This is a genomic window from Pelagicoccus albus (assembly GCF_014230145.1).
Lineage (GTDB): Bacteria > Verrucomicrobiota > Verrucomicrobiia > Opitutales > Opitutaceae > Pelagicoccus > Pelagicoccus albus.
The window spans coordinates 69,649-87,423 of the sequence record NZ_JACHVC010000001.1 but is presented as its reverse complement, the minus strand read 5'-3'; the positions used below and the strand labels follow the sequence as shown (position 1 = coordinate 87,423).

Genomic DNA, 17,775 nt, shown 5'->3' with positions numbered 1-17,775 from the left:
TCTAGCCAGCAGCTTGCCGAGACTCGGCAGTCCCCTTGAGACTGGACTGCAGTTGATACAAGCGGTCGCTCTTGAGCGACGAAGCATTCGGACGAATCGATGCGAGCTCCTCCGGATACTTGGCGAGCAATTGCTCAATCCAATCCTCCAGTGGATAGCGCAGCTGCAGCGTCCCATCGCTCTGCTGGATATCTAATTGTGTGTTATCGTACATTTTCCCTCCTCTAACTAACGTTACGGATTCAAGACCATAATGTATTCATCCAGTTCCGACGAGGGCAGGATTCACAATCGTTTTACAACGACTGATATCGCAGCCACTACAGGCCGCTTTTCGGAAAAGAGCTTCCCTGAACCACTTGTCGAGAGTCCAAGCTTCGCTCTATTTCACGCTGTATTTCCGACTTGCGCAGTCCCCAATCCGGAGCGATCAAATCGTCTTCGTCCGCCACTCCAAACAGCCTTTGCACCACCATATCCGCCCGGAGAGCTGGAAGGAATCGGCACAGAAACTCGGCATAACTTTCTAGCGAGAACAAGGGAAACGGGTTATCCCGGTAACGTTTTGCGAGTATCGAACCTTTCACTACATGCAGATGATGCAGCTTTACAAAGCGAATGGGCAGGCGATTCAATTCCTCCGCCAAAGCCATCCAATTCTCTTCCGTCTCTCCCGGCAGCCCAAAGATAGTATGAGCGCAAACGTCAAATCCGTAGGCCGCAGTCAACTCGACCGCGGATACAAATTCGGCATGTGTAGCCCCCCGGTTGATCGACGCCAAAATATCGTCTCGCGCCGATTCCAATCCGTACTCGATCGTCACATACAAATCGGGGAATGCCCGCTTGAGCATCTCAAGCTTTTCGCGATCGATGCAGTCCGGCCGAGTCCCAATAGTTAGACCCAATATATCATCAGGAGCGACTGAAACGGCTTCCCGATAGATACGCTCCAACTCGCCGACCTCCGCATAGGTGTTGGTATTGGGCTGGAAGTAGACCATGAATTTCTCCGCCCCGTAATTTTTGCGAGCCCTTTCTATTCCAGTGAGAACTTGTTCAGCTACGCTCGCCGAGCGACCGCCGTTTCCTTTGGGCGTAAAAGAATCGACATTGCAATAAGCGCAGCCTCCCCAGCCTTTCTGGCCATCGCGGTTGGGACAGGTAAACCCCGCGTCCACTACGACCTTAAAGACCTTGCAACCGAACTTCTCCCTCAGGAAGCGTCCATAGTAATGATAACGCTTCGGATGAAAGGGGCTCGGCACCGATCGATTAGACTGACTGCATCTTTGCGAATCCACTTGCAGACCTGCTAATGATCCATCCTCAAGAATCGAGCAGAAAAGCCAGCCTTGCATTGCTTATGCCTACGGAGTCCCCTACTTCCCCGAGCCAGAGCTCATGGTGAATTTCCTAATCCTGCTTTCTGGCGTCTTCTTTTGCTCCACTTCGGTGATCCTGATCAAGTCGAGCGAACTGCCTCCTGCCTTGCTGGCCGCTTATCGACTGCTCTTCGCAGTTATAATCCTATCCCCGCTTTTCCTAAGAGCCTGGAAGAGGCACGAGAGCAGAGTCGGGCTTTCCCAACTGAAACGCTGCCTCATGCCGGGAATATTGCTTGGGCTCCACTTTATCTCCTGGGCCGCTGGCGCCCGGCTTACCTATTCCGCCAACGCAACCTTGATCATCAACCTGACTCCCGCGGTGATGCCATTTTTGGCCTTCTTTCTGGTCAAAGAAAAGGTAACCAAAAAGGAGGTTTTTGGCACCCTGATTTCCTTGAGCGGAGTGGTATTGCTTTCCCTAAACGCGTTTTCGATCGATCCGGATTTCCTCTGGGGAAACCTCGTCTGCTTCGGATCGATGACCCTCTTCGCCGCCTACCTCGCCTACGGCCGGCTAAATAAGGACTTCCCGTCTATATGGCTCTATATGATCCCCGTTTACGCGGTCGGATCCGCAGTCTGTTTCCTCTATTCTGCCGCTACTCTACCAAGCCTTTCCATTATGAATTGGAGAGAAGTCGGACTGATGCTGGCCATGGCAATCCTGCCTACCACCCTAGGGCACGTGACCCTCAACCGAAGCCTCAGGCATTTCGCCGCCCAAACTTTGGCTGTAGTCAATCTCCACCAGTTCGTGTTCGCCGGCGTGATGGGCTGGCTCGCTTTTGCGGACATACCGCCCGTCTCCTTCTATCCAGCAGCGATTCTCTGCATAGCTGGAGCCATGGTCGTCATCGCGGAGACCTCCAAGCTCTCCCGTCGAGCCCGTAAAGCCAAGCAAAGCTGACGCCGCCATAAAGGCCCCGCGAGTGGCGCGGCCCATGCACGCGCACAAGCTCCGCGGAAAGCGGAATTTCCTTTATTTCCACAGTGAGTTCCCTAAATGCTCATTTTGATCAATCAAAATCACAACTTCGATCGTTCGTTTACAATAGGTCAATAAATGAAAAAGAAGATAGAGATTGAGGATGCCCTGAAGCACCTGCACGACTGCGACTACCGCGGTCGGGCCTCGAGCATCGAAAGCCTCGCTGGAGCGCTCACTTGCGACTTGGAAAAATCCGCCGAGCTTCTGGCTTCGCTGCGGGCAAAAGACTTGGTGACCTCCCAGGCAAGCGCCTTCCAGCTCACTCCTAAGGGGCTCGAATACGCCCGCGAGGTGGTAAGGGCGCACCGTTTGTACGAGACCTACCTCGCCCGCAAGACGGGCCTCAGCGAGACGGAGTGGCACTTGCAGGCCGAGAAGATGGAGCACCTTTTGTCTGGACGCGAAATCGACGAAATCGCCGAAGAGCTGGGACACCCGCGTTACGATCCACATGGCGACCCGATTCCGACCGCCGACGGAAATTTGCCCCCCAACCAAGCCCTGCCTCTCACGGAATGCCCAATCGGCTGGGAGGGACGCGTGGCCCATTTGGAAGACGAACCTAAAACTATTTTCCAATCTCTGATTGAAGCCGGACTCGCCCCTGGCATGCAAATCAAGGTCGCCCAACGCCAGCCCGAAACCTTGCTGCTTGAACTGGAGGGCCGCCAGACGACGATTCGTCGCTCCGCGGCCGAAAACGTCATGGTCTCCAGCTTCCATGCCGAGGAGTCATACGACCCAGAGGTAGGCCGCCTGTCCGACCTGAAGCTGCACGAGTCCGCCTCGATAGTAGAGCTCTCACCCGCTTGTCGGGGCCCTGAGCGGAACCGCTTGCTCGATTTGGGCATCGTGCCCGGCACCGAGGTCACACTGACCTTAACCAGCCCCTCAGGCTCTCCAAACGCATACTTGATCCGGGGCGCGACCATCGCTCTCCGACGCGAGCAGGCCGATAAGATCATTACCAAAAAAAGAAAGGGAACTACAGATGAGCGGCTGTCCTCCTAGCGCATGCAACACCTGTTCGGCCAAAGTCGGACACCTGGAAAAGCTCGGCCTCCGCATGGAGAAGTGGGACCACGTCATCGCTTTGGCGGGTAATCCCAACACGGGCAAGAGTACTTTGTTCAATGCTTTAACCGGCCTACGCCAACACACCGGCAACTGGCCTGGCAAAACGATTTCCCGAGCGGAAGGGGGCTTCTCCTACGACGAGAAAGCCTACAAGATTGTCGATCTACCCGGCACCTATTCCCTGCTATCCGCTTCCCAGGACGAGGAAGTGGCCCGCGACTTTATTCTCTTCGGGCAACCGGACGTGACTGTCATCGTGATGGATGCCACTCGCTTGGAGCGTAATTTGAACCTCGCCCTCCAGGTGCTGCAGATCACGGATCGAGCTGTGATTTGCCTAAACCTTATGGACGAAGCGAAAGCCCACGGCATCGAAATCGATACCCGCGGCTTGGCCCGCGACTTAGGAGTCCCCGTCATTCCTTGTTCCGCGCGACAAAAGGATGGCATTTCCAGCCTGACCAACGAAATCGCACGCATCGCCTCCGGCGAAACGGTTTGCCGCCCCCGCCAGCTGAAAAGCGATACGCCGGCCCTGAAAACCGCTATGGCCGAACTAGAGGGACTGATAAACGAGGCCTTTCCTCACGTGAATCAGGCACCTTGGATCGCCATGCGTTTGCTTGAGGGCGATCGGCGCATGATAGAAGCGATATCCGAGGGCGAGCTCGACAGCACCGATGGAGATCCGCAGACAGAACGAATCGAGGAAAAGAGAGCTTCCGCAGCTTTGGCTTCGGTTTCAACTCCGGAGCAAAGGGACGCAATCTTATCGGCGGCAGCGAGATTGCATTGGGAAATTCCCAGCAATTCTCGCGATAAATGGGTGGAGAACATCTACGCGGAAGCGGCAAAGCTCTCCGAAAAACATTGCCGAAAAAAGGGCGAATCGAAGCGCTCATCCTGGGAGCACCGATTAGACCGCCTGCTTACTTCGAGGCTGACCGGCATTCCGGTTATGATCCTCTGCCTCGCTATCGTCCTTTGGCTTACCATTACAGGGGCAAACTATCCCTCCTCCATGTTGGCCTCACTTCTCATGGATTCATGGCATCCCGCCTTAAAAGAGTTTTCCGCCCAAATCGGCGTCCCTTTCTGGATAGACGGGCTGCTCATCGACGGAATCTATCTGACCACGGCATGGGTTGTCAGTGTGATGCTGCCACCGATGGCCATCTTCTTCCCGCTATTCACCCTACTGGAGGACTTCGGCTACCTTCCGAGAGTGGCCTTCAACTTGGACCGTTATTTCCAAAAGGCCGGAGCCCACGGCAAGCAAGCCCTGACCATGTGTATGGGCCTTGGCTGCAACGCAGCTGGAGTCATCGCCACCCGCATCATCGAGTCCCCTCGCGAGAAGCTGATCGCCATCCTGACCAACAACTTCTCCCTCTGCAACGGCCGTTGGCCGACGCAAATTTTGATCGCCACCATTTTCATTGGGGCTCTGGCTCCGCCCGCATTGGCCGGACTGACCGCGGCGGCCGCGGTGCTGGCGGTCACTTTATTGGGAGTGGCCTTCACCTTGATCACCTCTTGGGCTCTATCGCGGACGGTACTAAAGGGAGAGGCCTCGACGTTTAGCCTGGAGCTTCCTCCCTACCGACCCCCTAACATCATTCGCACCTTCTACACTTCGCTCATCGATCGTACATTGTTCGTTCTTTGGCGTGCCATCGTTTTCGCAGCTCCGGCAGGAGCCGTAATCTGGCTAATCTCCAACGTCGATTTCGCAGGAGCTTCCACCGCCATCCATTTGGTCAACTGGCTTGAGCCCATTGGTTGGGCGCTAGGCTTGAATGGAGTCATCCTCCTCGCCTACGTGGTAGCGATCCCTGCCAATGAAATTGTTATTCCAACCGTCCTGATGCTAACCGTTCAGGTCACTGGAGTCAGCGGCGTGGGAGAACAGGGAGCAGGCGTAATGTTCGAAGTGGATGGCAGTCCGCTGAGCCAAATCCTTCATGCTGGCGGATGGACCTTGCTGACCGCGATTTGCCTGATGCTTTTCAGCCTCTGCCACAACCCTTGCTCCACGACCATCTACACGATCTACAAGGAAACTCGCAGCGCCAAGTGGACGACCATCGCCACCGCGATGCCCCTAGCCATCGGGTTTATCCTCTGCGCCGGCGTCGCCGCAGCTTGGAGATTCCTTTAAGCGTTACTCCGAACGGATGCAGCCTCCGCTTCCTTCAGCTCTCGGGATTCCTCCCCTGAGCTCGCTGGCAGAGTAAACTTGAAGACAGAACCGACTCCCAATTCGGATTCGACCCAAATTCGGCCGTGATGAGCATCCACCACACGCTGGCAAATAGTGAGCCCTAAACCGACTCCCTCTTCCCCAAACCTTCCGGCTAAACGTTTGAAAGGCTCGAATATCCGGCCAAAAAAGCGCTCGTCTATTCCGCGGCCATTATCTTGAACCGAAATCTCTACCTGGTCACCTCGGTGAACTCCGGTCACCTTGACTACCGGCGGGTCGTCGGAGCGATATTTGATCGCGTTCGCTATTAAGTTTTGCAGTACATGTGCCAGCAAGCCTTCGTCCGCATTGGCTTCCGGCAATTCGTCCACCTCTATCTTCGCTTGGTTCTCTACCGCGACTGCCTTTAAGCTCGAAATGGCTTTGCTGGTGACCTGCCTCACGTCGACCGTTTCCAAACTGACGGATTTTTCGCCTAGCAAACTGAACTGCAACAAGCTATCCACCAAGCTCAAAGCCTGGTCGGCAAACTCGCTTATATAGCCCAAATACTCCCTTCCCTCCGTATCCTCGCTGCCGTTTTTCGGATTTTTCCGCAGCATGTCCGCATAGAGGGCGATCGACTTCACCGGCGACTTGAGGTCGTGAGCAGCGACATGGGCAAAGCTCTTCAAATTGCGCTGCGCCTCGTCTAACTCCAATCGCTGACGCCATCGTTCAAGTCCATAACGGACTGCTCGGGCAAGTTGGTCTGCCCCAATCTCGCCTTTTGGCAAGAAGTCCATGGCCCCCAAGCGAAGCGCCTTCTCGCCGATTCCGTTTCCAGCGGACGCAGTCAAAACGATTACTGGATACTCGCCTCCCCACTCCTTGAAAAAAGAAGTCACTGTCGTGAGTCCTTGAGTCTCGGGCAAACCTAGATCTAAAACCACTAAATCATAGTGTGAGGCCTCCAGCTTAGCGAAACACTCTACCAGACACTCAGCAATCTCGACCTCGTGAGCTTGCTTAAAGGCCTTGCCTAAGGACGCCTTGAAGAAAACTGCATGAGACGGGTTATCTTCAACCAGCAGAATCCGGATCGTTCTGGGAAATTCCATTTCGATAGCGAAAGGTTGCCAGGTATGGGAAAGCCTCAAGCAGCTGAGACGATTTTTCAGTATTTTTGCAGAGATACTAAGGTTAAATCCCTATAGCCGCTTTGCTGGGTAACTCGAAGCTGAAGCAAACGCTGGTTCGTTGAACGTTCTTCAGCTCCAAGGAAACCCCGATCGAGTCGAGCATGTGACTGGCGACTTGGATAGCGCAAGTCGCCTGCCGGTCCTCTGCTTTCCAAACATGATTCTCGGCAAATTCCCTGTTGCACAAAGAGGCAAAATCACCGCTGTCAATCCCTCGCCCTTCACTTAGAAAAGCGATCCTACAATTCGGTCCCCGATTCTCGGCTACAATCGAAATCTTACTGTCCTCGCTGGAATACATCAAAGCCGCCGAAAGCAGATTTCTCATTACGGTGCCGATCACGCGCTCATCGGAGAACGCTTTGAGGTCGTAAATGCCTCTCTGCGAAATGTAGACCCCCTTCTCGTCTGCAACCGTAGTTAGCAGTCGCACTGCGCTATCTACACCGGCCGCCACATCGATCATTTTGAGTTTCGGCGCTACCGCTCCTTTGATGCTGCGACCCCATTCCATCATTTGCTTGGTCGCCATCAAGGCTTCACAGGAGGACTGGTAAGCCGTGTCGATAAGTTCGACCAGCATCTCCTTGGGCATGTAATCCGCATCCTTGACCGCTGAAGAAAGTAGCTTATTAAGGGCGAATAGAGGACTAGCCAAGTCTGTCTCCAGAAGAGACATCAACCAATCTTTCGAAGCGTTTGCCACCTTGAGCGAGGTTTCTCCCTTCTTCCGCTCCAAAGCGTACTGGGCCATGCGATCGAAAATAACTCCGCTGTCGTTGTTTTTCTGAACGAAATTAACTGCACCTGCCTGAATTCCCCGCTTGTAGACCTCTGGATCCTGATTCCCGGTAACAAGTATGAAAGATGAACCGGGGAATCGTGGCGAAAGGCGGCCGATCACCTCTGAGCCTTCCTCCAAACCTAGATTGTAATCCATGGCCACAATCTCGAAGTCGCCGTCCTGCAGTTTCAACTCTGCCTCCTCCGAATTTCGAGCCCACTCGAATTCATAATCATTGTCGGAGTTGTTGCCGATCATCAGGGAAAGAGACCGGAAATCGTGAATGCTATCGTCAACAATCAGAACCTTGACAGCCGATGAACGCTTACGAGTCGATGGGGAATCAATAGAGGTAGTCATGCTTTCTTTTGGGTTGAGCCGGAAGTTGATCTATTTCCGCGGAGTTAGGATATCGCGAGCCACACAGGACTCGACCAGTGTATTCCCCTATTGATCGACTCGAGTTTTCACTGATTCAGAACAAGATCACCCTAGATCTGGTCCATAGGTAACATTAGCGTTTGATTTAAGGGACCTCCTTCAAAGAGGCCGAAATTTGGTAAAAATCAGGCCGGAGGGACAAAAAAAACGCAGAGTGTTAAAGCTCTGCGTCGATGAAAAGGATGCTCTTCTAAATCTAATCAGGCGTAAATCTCTTCGTCCGAAAAGAAGCGCTTAAGTTCTGCCGCCGCAGTATCAGGTCCATCTGATGCGTGAACGACATTGCGCATCATGTCGGTGCCGAAATCGCCACGAATCGTGCCGGCTGGCGCCTTGGTCGAGTCCGTCGGGCCGAGCAGCTCGCGAACGCGTGCGATCACGTTTTCACCCTGCAAGGCTACGAAGATCACAGTGCGCGAACTCATGAACTCCTCGATTTCAGGGAAGAATGGCTTGTCGGCAACGTGAGCGTAGTGCTCGCGCAAGATCTCGGAGCCGAGCTTGGACATCTTGCAAGCGACGATCTCGAAGCCTTCTTTTTCGAAGCGCGAAAGCACTTGGCCAGCGAGGCCTTTCTCCATGCAGTCAGGCTTTAGGATAATGAATGTCTTTTCCATTTGGGTACTTGGTGTTTTACGAGCCTTCGGCTATTCGAAAGCGCGAAAGATCAAGGAAGCGTTTTGTCCTCCGAATCCGAGGCTATTGCTCATGGTGACGCTAAGCTTGGCATCTCGGGCCTCGTTGGGCACATAGTCCAAATCGCAATCGGGGTCAGGATTCTGAAGGTTAATAGTCGGGGCAACTTTGCCCTCTTGCAGCATCTTGGCACAGGCAACGGATTCGACACCACCTGCAGCTCCCAGCAAGTGCCCGGTCATAGACTTGGTGGAGCTGATCATCAGCTTCTTAGCATGGTCGCCGAAGAGGCCTTTAACCGCTGCAGTTTCGAACTTGTCGTTGTAGGGAGTAGACGTGCCGTGAGCGTTGATGTACTCGACCTGGTCCGCGTTGAGATTGGCGGACTTCAGGGCGCGTTTCATAGCGGAAATGAGTCCCTTGCCTTCCGGATGCGGCGCGGTGATGTGGTTCGCATCGCAGGAAGCGCCGTAACCGGCGATTTCGCAGATAATGTTCGCCCCACGCTTTTTGGCGTGCTCCAAAGATTCGATAACAAGAATACCGGCACCCTCGCCCATAACGAAACCATCGCGACCCGCGTCAAATGGACGGCTGGCGTGCTCTGGATCGTCGTTATTGGTCGACATAGCCTTCATGGAGCAGAAGCCCGCATAGGAAAGCGCGGTGATAGTAGCTTCACTGCCTCCGCAGATCATGACGTCTGCTTCGCCGAGTCGGATCGTCTTGACGGATTCGCCGATGGCGTGAGCTCCCGTAGCACAAGCGCTCACGATGGAGAAGTTAGGCCCCATGGCTCCGTATTCGATCGCCAAAACACCCGAAGCCATGTTGGAGATCAGGGCGGGAATCAGGAAAGGGGAAACCTTGCGAGGACCGCTTTCGAGCAGCTTCTGGCAGTTTTTCTCCATGGTATCCATACCGCCAATGCCGGATCCGACGAAGACTCCAATTCGCTCCGGATCTTCAGAACCGAAATCGAGCCCGGACTGCGTAACGGCTTCCTTGGCCGCAGCAAAGGCGAACTGGACGAAGCGGTCGTTGCGACGCGCTTCCTTAGGATCCATAGTTGCCGTAGGATCGAAATCGCGAATCTGTCCGCCGATTTTGCAGGTAAAGGCCGAAGTGTCGAAGGCGTCGACAAGGCTGATACCATTTTTGCCTGACATCAGGCCATTGAAGAAGCTTTCGGTGTCGAGACCGATAGGCGTGATGGCTCCCAGCCCAGTCACAACGATTCTTTGATTATCCGGCAATTCGCTCATAGGGTACTGCTTTTCTTGTACGAAAAAGTCGCTTGAAGCAAAGACTTCCAAGCGACTCTTGTCGAAATAGGGTTAGTCGGAAGGTAAACGCTTAGGCGCCTGCCTTACCGTTGATGTAGCTGATCACATCGCCAACAGTCTGAAGCTTTTCAGCGTCGGACTCTGGAATTTCACCATTGATCTCATCCTTGAACTCTTCTTCGAAGGCCATGATGAGCTCGACTGTATCGAGTGAGTCAGCACCCAAGTCATCAAGGAAAGAAGCGCCTGGAGTGATCTGCTCTTCATTAACGTTGAGCTGGTTTACGATGATCTCGGAGACCCGTTGTTCGATTGTTTTTTCGTCAGCCATTTTCGGTCAAAAAATAAGTTATAAAGAGCACGAGGGATCACATCGCCATGCCGCCGTCAACGGTAAAAACTTGGCCCGTGATATAATTAGCTTCCTCTGATGCTAGGTAGGTAACCATGTTGGCAATATCCGCAGCTTCACCCATACGCTTGAGAGGAATCTGGGGTAGGATCATGTCAAGTGCCGCATCTGCCAGCTTGGAGGTCATGTCCGTCTTGATGAAACCGGGAGCCACCGCATTTACCGTCACGCTGCGGGAGGCGAGTTCACGAGCTAGACTCTTGGTAAACCCAATCATACCTGCCTTGGCGGAGGAGTAGTTGGTCTGGCCCGCGTTGCCCATAATACCGGATACGGATGTGATATTGATGACGCGGCCAAAACGCTTGCGGGTCATCGGACGAGCCAAGCCCTTCACCCAATAAAAGACACTGTTTAGATTGGTCGAAATCACGTCTTCCCAATCTTCCTCGGACATGCGGAAAAGCAGGTTGTCGCGAGTAATGCCGGCATTGTTGACGAGGATGTCGATATTGCCGAATTCCGCGAGAAGCTCTTCGCAGGCTTTCGCCACTGCTACCTTGTCGCCCACATCCACGGCACGAGCTACTGCCTTGCCGCCGGCGGCATTGATCTCTTCAGCCGCAGAGCCGCATGAAGACTCGGATTGGGAAACGCAGATGACGGTAACGCCTTCCTTCGCCAAAGTCAGGGCGATTTCGCGACCGATGCCACGGCCTGCTCCAGTTACAAGGGCAACTTTATTGTCGAAAGTAAGATTCATGATTGGGAAGGGTTGCGGATTTGTGGCGATCCCGTCAGGGTTTCGCTCAATCAAGGGAGAGTAGAAGTAGGGCTCGCTTCGCTCTTGGCAACGAAAGTTTTAGCGAAAGCGTCCCTGCTGGGATAAGAAACATTGCCACCGAAACTTTCCCCTGCACGATTCGACCCTTTTTCCAATGGACTCGCCACAGCTGATCAGAACTCAAAAACTACTCGCCGATGCCGGACTTTGCTCACGCCGCGTGGCGGAAGAGTATATAAAAAATGGCGAAGTCACCATAAATGGTAAAACCGCAGAGCTGGGCTCCAAAGTGCAACCCGGCGTCGACGATGTCCGACTCAACGGCCGCAGAGTCAAAGTACCAGTTCAAAAGACGCAGCTCGTGATCGCGATGAACAAGCCGAAGGGCTTCATCTGCAGCAACGACGATCCGCACAACGAAAGGACCGTGTTCGATCTGCTGCCCAAAGACTTTCAAGGGGAACGGCTTTTTTGCGCCGGCCGCTTGGACAAAGACAGCGAAGGCCTTCTCATTTTGACTAACGACGGCGATCTGGCCAACCGCTTGATGCACCCGTCCAACCTCATCACCAAGCGCTACCACGTTTCCCTAAAACAGCCCTTCCCCAGAGCCAAGCTGTATAAACTAACCCGTGGGGTTACCGTGGAAGGCGAGAAGCTGAAGGTCGAGAAAGCAGTCTTCGCCGGGGACAAAAACAAGGAGCAAGCGACCGAATTGGATGTCGCAATGCACCATGGAAAGAAACGTGAAATCAGACGCCTTTTCCAAGCCCTCCATTACGACGTGAAAAAACTGAAACGGTACCAAATCGGTCGATACAGTATCAAAGGGATGCCCAAAGGTGCCGGCATCGCATTGACCTCACGCGAAATCAGCCTGCTATTCAAAGCAGACACAAATCTTTAAGCCTCTTAACAACCGATCAAAATGAAGCGACTCATTGCACTTCTCTTTGCCGTCTCGGCTACATTGGCGGCTACCGCCAAACCCATCGCCATCCATTTGGATCCCGATGCCGAAACACCTCAAATCGGAAGCCTGGAAGCCATTTCTCTCGCGGTTCCAGCAGAATGGCCTCAGGGGGTTGAGCCAGTGAGCGGCTGGCAGCCAATCTACTACCGCGGGGTGTTCCAAGTGTATTTGGACAACAATGACATCAGCAAGGACCTAAGCCCCAAACCGGGCAGTCTCTACTACCTCTCTCCCGATAAGAACTCCCCTTCCCTCGCGATCGCCACCGAGAAGGACAAGGCCGACATTCTCAGCGTCAACACCTGGTTCTGCAAGCTGCAGCTCGAAACCATCGTGCTCGGCTACATTCAAAACACTTCGATCGATGCGGGAAGTATCGTGACCAGTCTGCCAGACTCGAGTCAATCGACAGGCGACGCCACAGAGGCAGCAGTCCAGCAGACTCCCACTGAAATGGCGGGTCGATTGGTAAAGACAGGACTAATCGGAAAGAAGAGAACCGGTGCATCCTACAAGCTAACAACCGACAACGGAAAGACCTTGGCCTTTATCGACGCGACAAAAGTTCCGGATCGGGTCAGAATAGACGAACTCCTCTCTCAACCCGTTCGCGTATCCGGTTTCCTTGGACAGGTCGAAGATGGTTCGGACGTGATCATCCTAGCAAACTCCATAAAGAGATCGAACTAACCCCTTTTTCCACTCCCTAGCCATTTTCCGAAAATGCAACTCATCGACGGCAAGAAAATCTCCAGCGACATCGTCGCCGAACTTACAGAGAGCGTAGCCAAGCTCGAAGGCCCCAAACCGTGCATCGCCTTTATTCGCGTGGGCGAGGATCCCGCTTCTGTTTCATACGTTCGCCAAAAAAACCGCACCGCGGAGAAGATCGGAATCACTCCTTTGCTTTTCGAAATGTCCGAGTCGATCACTCAGGACGAGCTCTTCGCCAAAGTGGACGAACTAAACGCGGACAAGTCCGTACACGGGATTCTGATACAGTCTCCCCTTCCCTCCCACCTCGACGAGCAGTCGGCCTTCAACCGAATAGACCCAAACAAAGACGTAGACGGGTTTCACGTGCAAAACGCGGGTCGAGTCGTGCAAGAGGATCCTGCCGGATTCGCTTCATGCACGCCTGCAGGAATCATTGAAATCTGCCAACGCGAAGGCATCAGTCTCGAAGGCAAGCATGTCGTCGTAATTGGACGGAGCCTAATCGTCGGCAAAACCTTCGCCCTACTTGCCATGCAAAAAGGCCCACACGCCAATGCCACGGTCACGGTTTGCCACTCCCGCACCAAGAACTTGCCCGAGGTTGTCAGAGCTGGAGACGTAGTAGTCGCAGCCATAGGCCGAGCTAATTTCGTGACCGCAGACATGGTCAAAGAAGGAGCCGTCGTCATCGATGTGGGCATAAACCGAGTCGAAGACAGCTCCAAGAAATCAGGTTACCGCCTCGTTGGAGACGTGGATTTCGAAGCGGTAAAAGAGAAGGCTTCCCGTATCACGCCTGTTCCAGGCGGCGTCGGCCCCATGACTGTCGCAATGCTGATGAAAAACACTTTCAAAGCGTACGATATTCAGTCAGCTTCATAGATACCGTACCTGAAACGCTTCACTGCTTTCTGAATGAGCGAATTTCCTCCAACTCAAGTCCTCCCTCAAGCTAAGCGTACCGTGCTCGTAGTAGACGACGAGCCGATCAATATCCAGTTGCTGCAACGCAAGCTTGAATGGGATGGCATCACAGTGTTAACCGCCACAAACGGCGAATCCTGCTTGGAAGTAGCTCAAAACGAACGGCCAGACTTGATACTGCTGGACGTCATGATGCCTGGTATGGACGGATTCGCGGTCTGCGCGAAGCTGCGAGAGGATAAACGTACCAACGCAATTCCAGTCATTTTTGTAACCGCGCACAATTCGAAGAAGGGCAAGCTCGAAGGTTTGGAAGCCGGAGCGGTCGACTACATCACCAAACCAATCGACCTCGACGAAACCATCGCTCGCGTCAGGACTCAGCTAAGCTATCTCGCGATCAACAAGGCGAATATCGAACTGACAAGGCGTCTGGGCGAATCGAGAAGGTCTGCTGCGATTGGTGCTCTGACTCAAGGGATCGCCCACAATTTGAACAACCTCCTTGGCGTTGTGATGGGTTATCTCGAGCTCGCAAAGGTGAACTACAAGGATCCAGACAAGGTTCTTAAAAACATCGCCCGCGTCGAATCGGCATCCAACAGAATTGTGGGAATCATCAAGCAATTGAGCACCGTGGCGTTCACCACTCGACTGCCTTTGCATGAGATGTCTTTGGAGCGATTGATAAGCGGCAGCCTCAGACGGGCCAAGGAAGATACCAACCGCGACTACGGAGTGGATATCAATAACGATCATCCGGACCTTTATATCCAGACCAACATCGAAGCCTTCGAAGACGCCCTCTCCAAATTGATAATCAATGCGTGGGAAAGCTACGGCACCGAGCATGCTGGCGGGCGTCCCATCACCCTCGATATCTCGAAAGCTGGGGAGGAGATCGAATTCAAAGTCATCGACCGGGGTGCAGGACTCGATCCTGAGATCGAGGAGAACATGTTCGAACCTTTCATCAGCACCAAAAACACAGTCGGAGTGGGAATGGGACTCACAGTTGCCCGCCACGCCATTCGGACTTTGGGCGGCGAAATCTATATCAAACCGAATGTAGATGGTCCTGGTGTAACCGCGGAATTCTCCCACCCGATCGCCCGCGAAGAAGGCTAAGCCAAGCGAGCAATAACTTTCGTAACTAGTCGCCCTTTCCCTAACCGGATGGGCGTTTTTTTAAGCAAAAAAAAGCCGCCCATTTCCGGACGGCTTTTAGAAATAAAAAAGTCTATCGGGTTGAGTAGCCTAGAAATGCTCGGAAAGCTCGTCCGCGGTCCAAGTGCCGCGGCTTCCGATAGCCCCACGAATTTCCGCAACCTGATCTGCGGTGACTTCGGAAGCTCCATTGTCCCAGGAAGTACGGACGTAATTCACGACCGCTGCGATTTCCGCATCGTCAAACACAGCGCCAAACGCAGGCATAGCTCCATTATAAGTGGCGCCTTTAACTTCGATTTCTCCGCCAAGACCAGCTAGCAAAATTTTGATTGGTAGTTCCGGAACTCCGGTAACCCATTCAGATCCAGCAAGCGGAGGGAACGCTCCTGCCAAGCCTTGCCCCGTGGCTTGGTGACAAGCCACACACTGCTGAGCATACAAGGCGCCGCCATCGATAACAACTGGCCCCGCAGGCTCTTGAGGGCGTTCGGCCCAAGCCTGCATCGCGGCAATGTCCCCTCTGTCGTAAAGGACAGCATTCGAGTCGAAGTCCGCGAAATAGCGGCGAACATAGAACCAGCCAAATACGAAAACGATGACTAAGGCCGTTACTGTGAAGAAAGCCACTGGAGAGCCTTCAATGTGCTTGCGACGCAATTGGGCGTGTACGCGGAGTACACTCTCGTCACTCGCCTTACTGGCGTCGACCCCTGGCAAATTAGGTTGTTCTTGATCGTCTTGCATCACTTGTAGGCGAGCTTTTCAGGGGTTGGAGCCGCTTCGATTTCGTAAGCCTGGCTCAAGCCGAGCATGTAGGCAACGAGTGCGTCTGCTTCACGGGAAGGTACCACTTCGTAACCAGGCTCCGGACGGTATTCCGCAGGAAGCTCAAGAGCTCGATTAGAGGGCTCTCCAATAATTTCGCGCACCTCGTAGAGAAATGCGAAAGAAGGCATATTGCTTCCGGGAGACGTGATTTGCGGATTGTAGAAATGCAAGTAGTGCCAGTTGGCATCGGTGCGGCGTTCGCCGACATTTGCCAAATCAGGTCCCACACGGTTGGTGCCAGTCAAAACAGGAGTCTGTTCGATGTAGTCCAAAGGCATCGACTGACGAGTCGCCCACTCACGCGCAATATCGCTTCCAACGATTCCAATCGTTTGCTGAGTATGGCAATTAACGCATCCTTGCTCTTGGTATATTTCTTTGCCCTGACTGGCTAGTCCGGGAAGCAATGTTGGAACTCGATCCGTTCCCAAGCCCTGCGGACTCAACCGTCCCGCTTCTTGAATCGGCTTTACCAGCGTGAACGCCCAAGAGAGCGACACGATGATGAGAACGCCGATAAAAATGAAAGGTCCCCTATTCATGAATGCGTGTACTCGAGTTCAGGAGCAGACTCAATCAAGTCGGCTGATTTTTCCTTTTCGGTTCTTGGAGAAAGAATGATCCAAACAAACGAAACGGCATATGCGAAATTACCAAATGAGAAGATGACGAAGCCGAGCGATGTGAGGAAAAGATAGGTCTTGGTATTTTCCAAGATCGCCACCGTGTCAGCTGTGCTCTGGTTCAGGAGTGATCCGTGAACATAACCTCCGTAAACGAGACCAACTGTAATCAGGAAAATGCCAAGTCCTTGCACCCAGAACTGAAGATCAGCCAAAGATGTGTTGGGCAACTCCTTGTTAACCAATCGCGGCAGGATGTAATAGATGACGCCCGTGAATGACATTCCGGCAAAACCTACTAGGACGAGAAAACGTACGCCGTCATAATATTGGCTAAACTGGGTAACCTCCTGAACGCCGCGAAGAGCGCCAAGGATCGTGAAAATGGTTCCAACCATAAAGGCTACCACCGCGTAGAATACGAAACGAATGGAGATCGTGTCCCAGATCTTGGAGAAACTAGCCAGCAAGCTCGACAGAAACTGCATCGAAAAGATCGAAAGCGGGAGCAGAAGTCCAAAGCTCGCTACAACTCCAACTGAAACCACCCAAGCTGGAAACGGTCCATTGCCAAGTGATGCAAGGCCTGCGCAGCTCGAAAACAGAATCCAACTCCAAAAAGCGATGTTAGACTGACGGTAGCCAACGATCGGCTGACCTAGAACCTTAGGAATCGCATAGTATACAGCCGCCAAGGCAAATGGGATTACAACGAGCCCAACCAAATTTCCACCAAACCAAGCGGCAACGACGCTCTGGAAAACACCCTGAGCAGGGCTGCAGAAAATCATCCCTTGGGCCACTGTGTAAATCCAGACGAAGCTGAAAACACCAGCGAGGGCGTACCACTGAGACGCGAATGAAGAGCGGTAGACGCGGGATTTGAAAGCGAGCAAGATCCAAATTCCTATCCCAATGAAGGATGCGAAAAGCAGAGGCGCTACATAAGTTGGAAATTCCAACATGCGGAATGGAGTCTGGTCACCCTTGAAAATTCCCAAAAGCCCAAGCAGGACAGAAACATTCCACGCACCGCTGGCTATGATCAACAAACCGCTGTTTCCACTAGGACGTCCACCCAGGCGAGAAACTATCCAAACCACGCAAGCCAGGCCCGCGTTGAATAGCCAACCGTAGATTAGCGCATTCCAGAAAGCAGGGTACGCCTTGCCATAGGTCAGCCAAGAATACTCAGACAGGTAATTTGGTGAGTGAAGCTTAACCGAAACGATTAGGCCAAGAAGGGACGACACGAGAAGCCAGAAAACTGAGCCCTTGATCAAGCCAAGCGTCGCAAAACGCATGGAGGCGTCGATCCCTTGCTCCCGGTCACGTTTCGATCCATCGCCCTCAAGCGTTGGAAAAACCGAAGAAAAGAGGTTGCAGATCAGATTCATAGCGTGTCGTCGAACTTTCG

General features: G+C 53.2%; 18 protein-coding genes. 7 read left to right on the top strand and 11 right to left on the bottom strand.

What is annotated here, in order from left to right:
* Nucleotide 1: 1 nt before the first annotated feature.
* Together H5P27_RS00385 and mnmL are read right to left on the bottom strand one after the other, a co-directional pair.
* Nucleotides 2-214 (bottom strand): hypothetical protein, encoded by a 213-nt coding sequence (locus H5P27_RS00385; RefSeq protein ID WP_185658402.1) that lies wholly within the window; start codon nt 212-214, stop codon nt 2-4.
* A gap of 106 nt (nt 215-320) precedes the next feature.
* Nucleotides 321-1,361, bottom strand: coding sequence for a tRNA modification radical SAM protein MnmL/YtqA (mnmL, locus tag H5P27_RS00380; RefSeq protein WP_185658401.1), 1,041 nt, complete (start codon nt 1,359-1,361; stop codon nt 321-323).
* Between the two features lie 43 nt (nt 1,362-1,404).
* On the opposite strand from mnmL, the gene H5P27_RS00375 reads away from it, so the two are divergent.
* The 3 genes from H5P27_RS00375 (at nt 1,405) to feoB (ending at nt 5,614) form a co-directional block, all read left to right on the top strand.
* Entirely contained in the window at nt 1,405-2,295 is an 891-nt protein-coding gene (locus tag H5P27_RS00375; RefSeq protein WP_185658400.1) for a DMT family transporter, read from the top strand.
* 156 nt (nt 2,296-2,451) lie between these two features.
* Nucleotides 2,452-3,387 (top strand): metal-dependent transcriptional regulator, encoded by a 936-nt coding sequence (locus H5P27_RS00370; RefSeq protein ID WP_185658399.1) that lies wholly within the window; start codon nt 2,452-2,454, stop codon nt 3,385-3,387.
* On the top strand, nt 3,368-5,614 hold the full coding sequence (gene feoB, locus H5P27_RS00365; protein ID WP_185658398.1) for a ferrous iron transport protein B: 2,247 nt from the start codon (nt 3,368-3,370) through the stop codon (nt 5,612-5,614). The genes H5P27_RS00370 and feoB overlap by 20 nt, the downstream gene beginning before the upstream one ends.
* On the opposite strand, the gene H5P27_RS00360 is transcribed toward feoB, so the two are convergent.
* From H5P27_RS00360 to fabG, 6 genes are all read right to left on the bottom strand, one after another.
* The gene (locus tag H5P27_RS00360; protein ID WP_185658397.1) at nt 5,611-6,759 is read right to left on the bottom strand and encodes a sensor histidine kinase; all 1,149 of its coding nucleotides are present in this window, start codon (nt 6,757-6,759) and stop codon (nt 5,611-5,613) included. The two genes, feoB and H5P27_RS00360, sit on opposite strands and share 4 nt — an antisense overlap.
* A gap of 82 nt (nt 6,760-6,841) precedes the next feature.
* Nucleotides 6,842-7,984 carry a response regulator gene (locus H5P27_RS00355; RefSeq protein ID WP_185658396.1) on the bottom strand — a complete coding sequence of 381 codons (1,143 nt, stop codon included), beginning with the start codon at nt 7,982-7,984 and terminating at the stop codon, nt 6,842-6,844.
* A 281-nt stretch (nt 7,985-8,265) separates the two neighbouring features.
* On the bottom strand, nt 8,266-8,682 hold the full coding sequence (gene ndk, locus H5P27_RS00350) for a nucleoside-diphosphate kinase (protein ID WP_185658395.1): 417 nt from the start codon (nt 8,680-8,682) through the stop codon (nt 8,266-8,268).
* Between the two features lie 30 nt (nt 8,683-8,712).
* The gene (fabF, locus tag H5P27_RS00345; RefSeq protein ID WP_185658394.1) at nt 8,713-9,966 is read right to left on the bottom strand and encodes a beta-ketoacyl-ACP synthase II; all 1,254 of its coding nucleotides are present in this window, start codon (nt 9,964-9,966) and stop codon (nt 8,713-8,715) included.
* A gap of 91 nt (nt 9,967-10,057) precedes the next feature.
* Entirely contained in the window at nt 10,058-10,318 is a 261-nt protein-coding gene (gene acpP, locus H5P27_RS00340) for an acyl carrier protein (protein WP_185658393.1), read from the bottom strand.
* A gap of 37 nt (nt 10,319-10,355) precedes the next feature.
* Nucleotides 10,356-11,102, bottom strand: a complete 747-nt coding sequence (gene fabG, locus H5P27_RS00335) for a 3-oxoacyl-[acyl-carrier-protein] reductase (RefSeq protein WP_185658392.1) — start codon at nt 11,100-11,102, stop codon at nt 10,356-10,358.
* A gap of 175 nt (nt 11,103-11,277) precedes the next feature.
* Between fabG and H5P27_RS00330 the strand changes: the two genes are divergently transcribed.
* From H5P27_RS00330 to H5P27_RS00315, 4 genes are read left to right on the top strand one after another with little or no spacing between them, the layout of a single operon-like run.
* On the top strand, nt 11,278-12,030 hold the full coding sequence (locus tag H5P27_RS00330; RefSeq protein ID WP_185658391.1) for a pseudouridine synthase: 753 nt from the start codon (nt 11,278-11,280) through the stop codon (nt 12,028-12,030).
* Between the two features lie 21 nt (nt 12,031-12,051).
* Nucleotides 12,052-12,786, top strand: a complete 735-nt coding sequence (locus H5P27_RS00325; protein ID WP_185658390.1) for a hypothetical protein — start codon at nt 12,052-12,054, stop codon at nt 12,784-12,786.
* 33 nt (nt 12,787-12,819) lie between these two features.
* The gene (gene folD, locus H5P27_RS00320; RefSeq protein WP_185658389.1) at nt 12,820-13,695 is read left to right on the top strand and encodes a bifunctional methylenetetrahydrofolate dehydrogenase/methenyltetrahydrofolate cyclohydrolase FolD; all 876 of its coding nucleotides are present in this window, start codon (nt 12,820-12,822) and stop codon (nt 13,693-13,695) included.
* A 33-nt stretch (nt 13,696-13,728) separates the two neighbouring features.
* Nucleotides 13,729-14,865 carry a hybrid sensor histidine kinase/response regulator gene (locus H5P27_RS00315; protein ID WP_185658388.1) on the top strand — a complete coding sequence of 379 codons (1,137 nt, stop codon included), beginning with the start codon at nt 13,729-13,731 and terminating at the stop codon, nt 14,863-14,865.
* Between the two features lie 129 nt (nt 14,866-14,994).
* On the opposite strand, the gene H5P27_RS19610 is transcribed toward H5P27_RS00315, so the two are convergent.
* From H5P27_RS19610 to H5P27_RS00300, 3 genes are read right to left on the bottom strand one after another with little or no spacing between them, the layout of a single operon-like run.
* Nucleotides 14,995-15,651 carry a c-type cytochrome gene (locus H5P27_RS19610; protein ID WP_246462412.1) on the bottom strand — a complete coding sequence of 219 codons (657 nt, stop codon included), beginning with the start codon at nt 15,649-15,651 and terminating at the stop codon, nt 14,995-14,997.
* Nucleotides 15,651-16,277, bottom strand: a complete 627-nt coding sequence (locus tag H5P27_RS00305; protein WP_185658387.1) for a cbb3-type cytochrome c oxidase subunit II — start codon at nt 16,275-16,277, stop codon at nt 15,651-15,653. Before H5P27_RS00305 ends, H5P27_RS19610 begins: the two co-directional genes overlap by 1 nt.
* The gene (locus tag H5P27_RS00300; protein ID WP_185658386.1) at nt 16,274-17,755 is read right to left on the bottom strand and encodes a cbb3-type cytochrome c oxidase subunit I; all 1,482 of its coding nucleotides are present in this window, start codon (nt 17,753-17,755) and stop codon (nt 16,274-16,276) included. The genes H5P27_RS00305 and H5P27_RS00300 overlap by 4 nt, the downstream gene beginning before the upstream one ends.
* Between the last annotated feature and the right edge of the window lie 20 nt (nt 17,756-17,775).

Excerpts from the sequence above, each read along its gene's own strand:
- H5P27_RS00315 (WP_185658388.1), top strand. The coding sequence starts at position 13,729 with ATGAGCGAATTTCCTCCAACTCAAGTCCTCCCTCAAGCTAAGCGTACC.
- fabG (WP_185658392.1), bottom strand. The coding sequence starts at position 11,102 with ATGAATCTTACTTTCGACAATAAAGTTGCCCTTGTAACTGGAGCAGGC.
- H5P27_RS00325 (WP_185658390.1), top strand. The coding sequence starts at position 12,052 with ATGAAGCGACTCATTGCACTTCTCTTTGCCGTCTCGGCTACATTGGCG.
- H5P27_RS00375 (WP_185658400.1), top strand. The coding sequence starts at position 1,405 with ATGGTGAATTTCCTAATCCTGCTTTCTGGCGTCTTCTTTTGCTCCACT.
- fabF (WP_185658394.1), bottom strand. The coding sequence starts at position 9,966 with ATGAGCGAATTGCCGGATAATCAAAGAATCGTTGTGACTGGGCTGGGA.
- feoB (WP_185658398.1), top strand. The coding sequence starts at position 3,368 with ATGAGCGGCTGTCCTCCTAGCGCATGCAACACCTGTTCGGCCAAAGTC.
- H5P27_RS00330 (WP_185658391.1), top strand. The coding sequence starts at position 11,278 with ATGGACTCGCCACAGCTGATCAGAACTCAAAAACTACTCGCCGATGCC.
- H5P27_RS00355 (WP_185658396.1), bottom strand. The coding sequence starts at position 7,984 with ATGACTACCTCTATTGATTCCCCATCGACTCGTAAGCGTTCATCGGCT.
- folD (WP_185658389.1), top strand. The coding sequence starts at position 12,820 with ATGCAACTCATCGACGGCAAGAAAATCTCCAGCGACATCGTCGCCGAA.
- H5P27_RS00305 (WP_185658387.1), bottom strand. The coding sequence starts at position 16,277 with ATGAATAGGGGACCTTTCATTTTTATCGGCGTTCTCATCATCGTGTCG.
- H5P27_RS00370 (WP_185658399.1), top strand. The coding sequence starts at position 2,452 with ATGAAAAAGAAGATAGAGATTGAGGATGCCCTGAAGCACCTGCACGAC.
- H5P27_RS00300 (WP_185658386.1), bottom strand. The coding sequence starts at position 17,755 with ATGAATCTGATCTGCAACCTCTTTTCTTCGGTTTTTCCAACGCTTGAG.
- H5P27_RS00385 (WP_185658402.1), bottom strand. The coding sequence starts at position 214 with ATGTACGATAACACACAATTAGATATCCAGCAGAGCGATGGGACGCTG.
- H5P27_RS00360 (WP_185658397.1), bottom strand. The coding sequence starts at position 6,759 with ATGGAATTTCCCAGAACGATCCGGATTCTGCTGGTTGAAGATAACCCG.
- mnmL (WP_185658401.1), bottom strand. The coding sequence starts at position 1,361 with ATGCAAGGCTGGCTTTTCTGCTCGATTCTTGAGGATGGATCATTAGCA.
- acpP (WP_185658393.1), bottom strand. The coding sequence starts at position 10,318 with ATGGCTGACGAAAAAACAATCGAACAACGGGTCTCCGAGATCATCGTA.
- ndk (WP_185658395.1), bottom strand. The coding sequence starts at position 8,682 with ATGGAAAAGACATTCATTATCCTAAAGCCTGACTGCATGGAGAAAGGC.
- H5P27_RS19610 (WP_246462412.1), bottom strand. The coding sequence starts at position 15,651 with ATGCAAGACGATCAAGAACAACCTAATTTGCCAGGGGTCGACGCCAGT.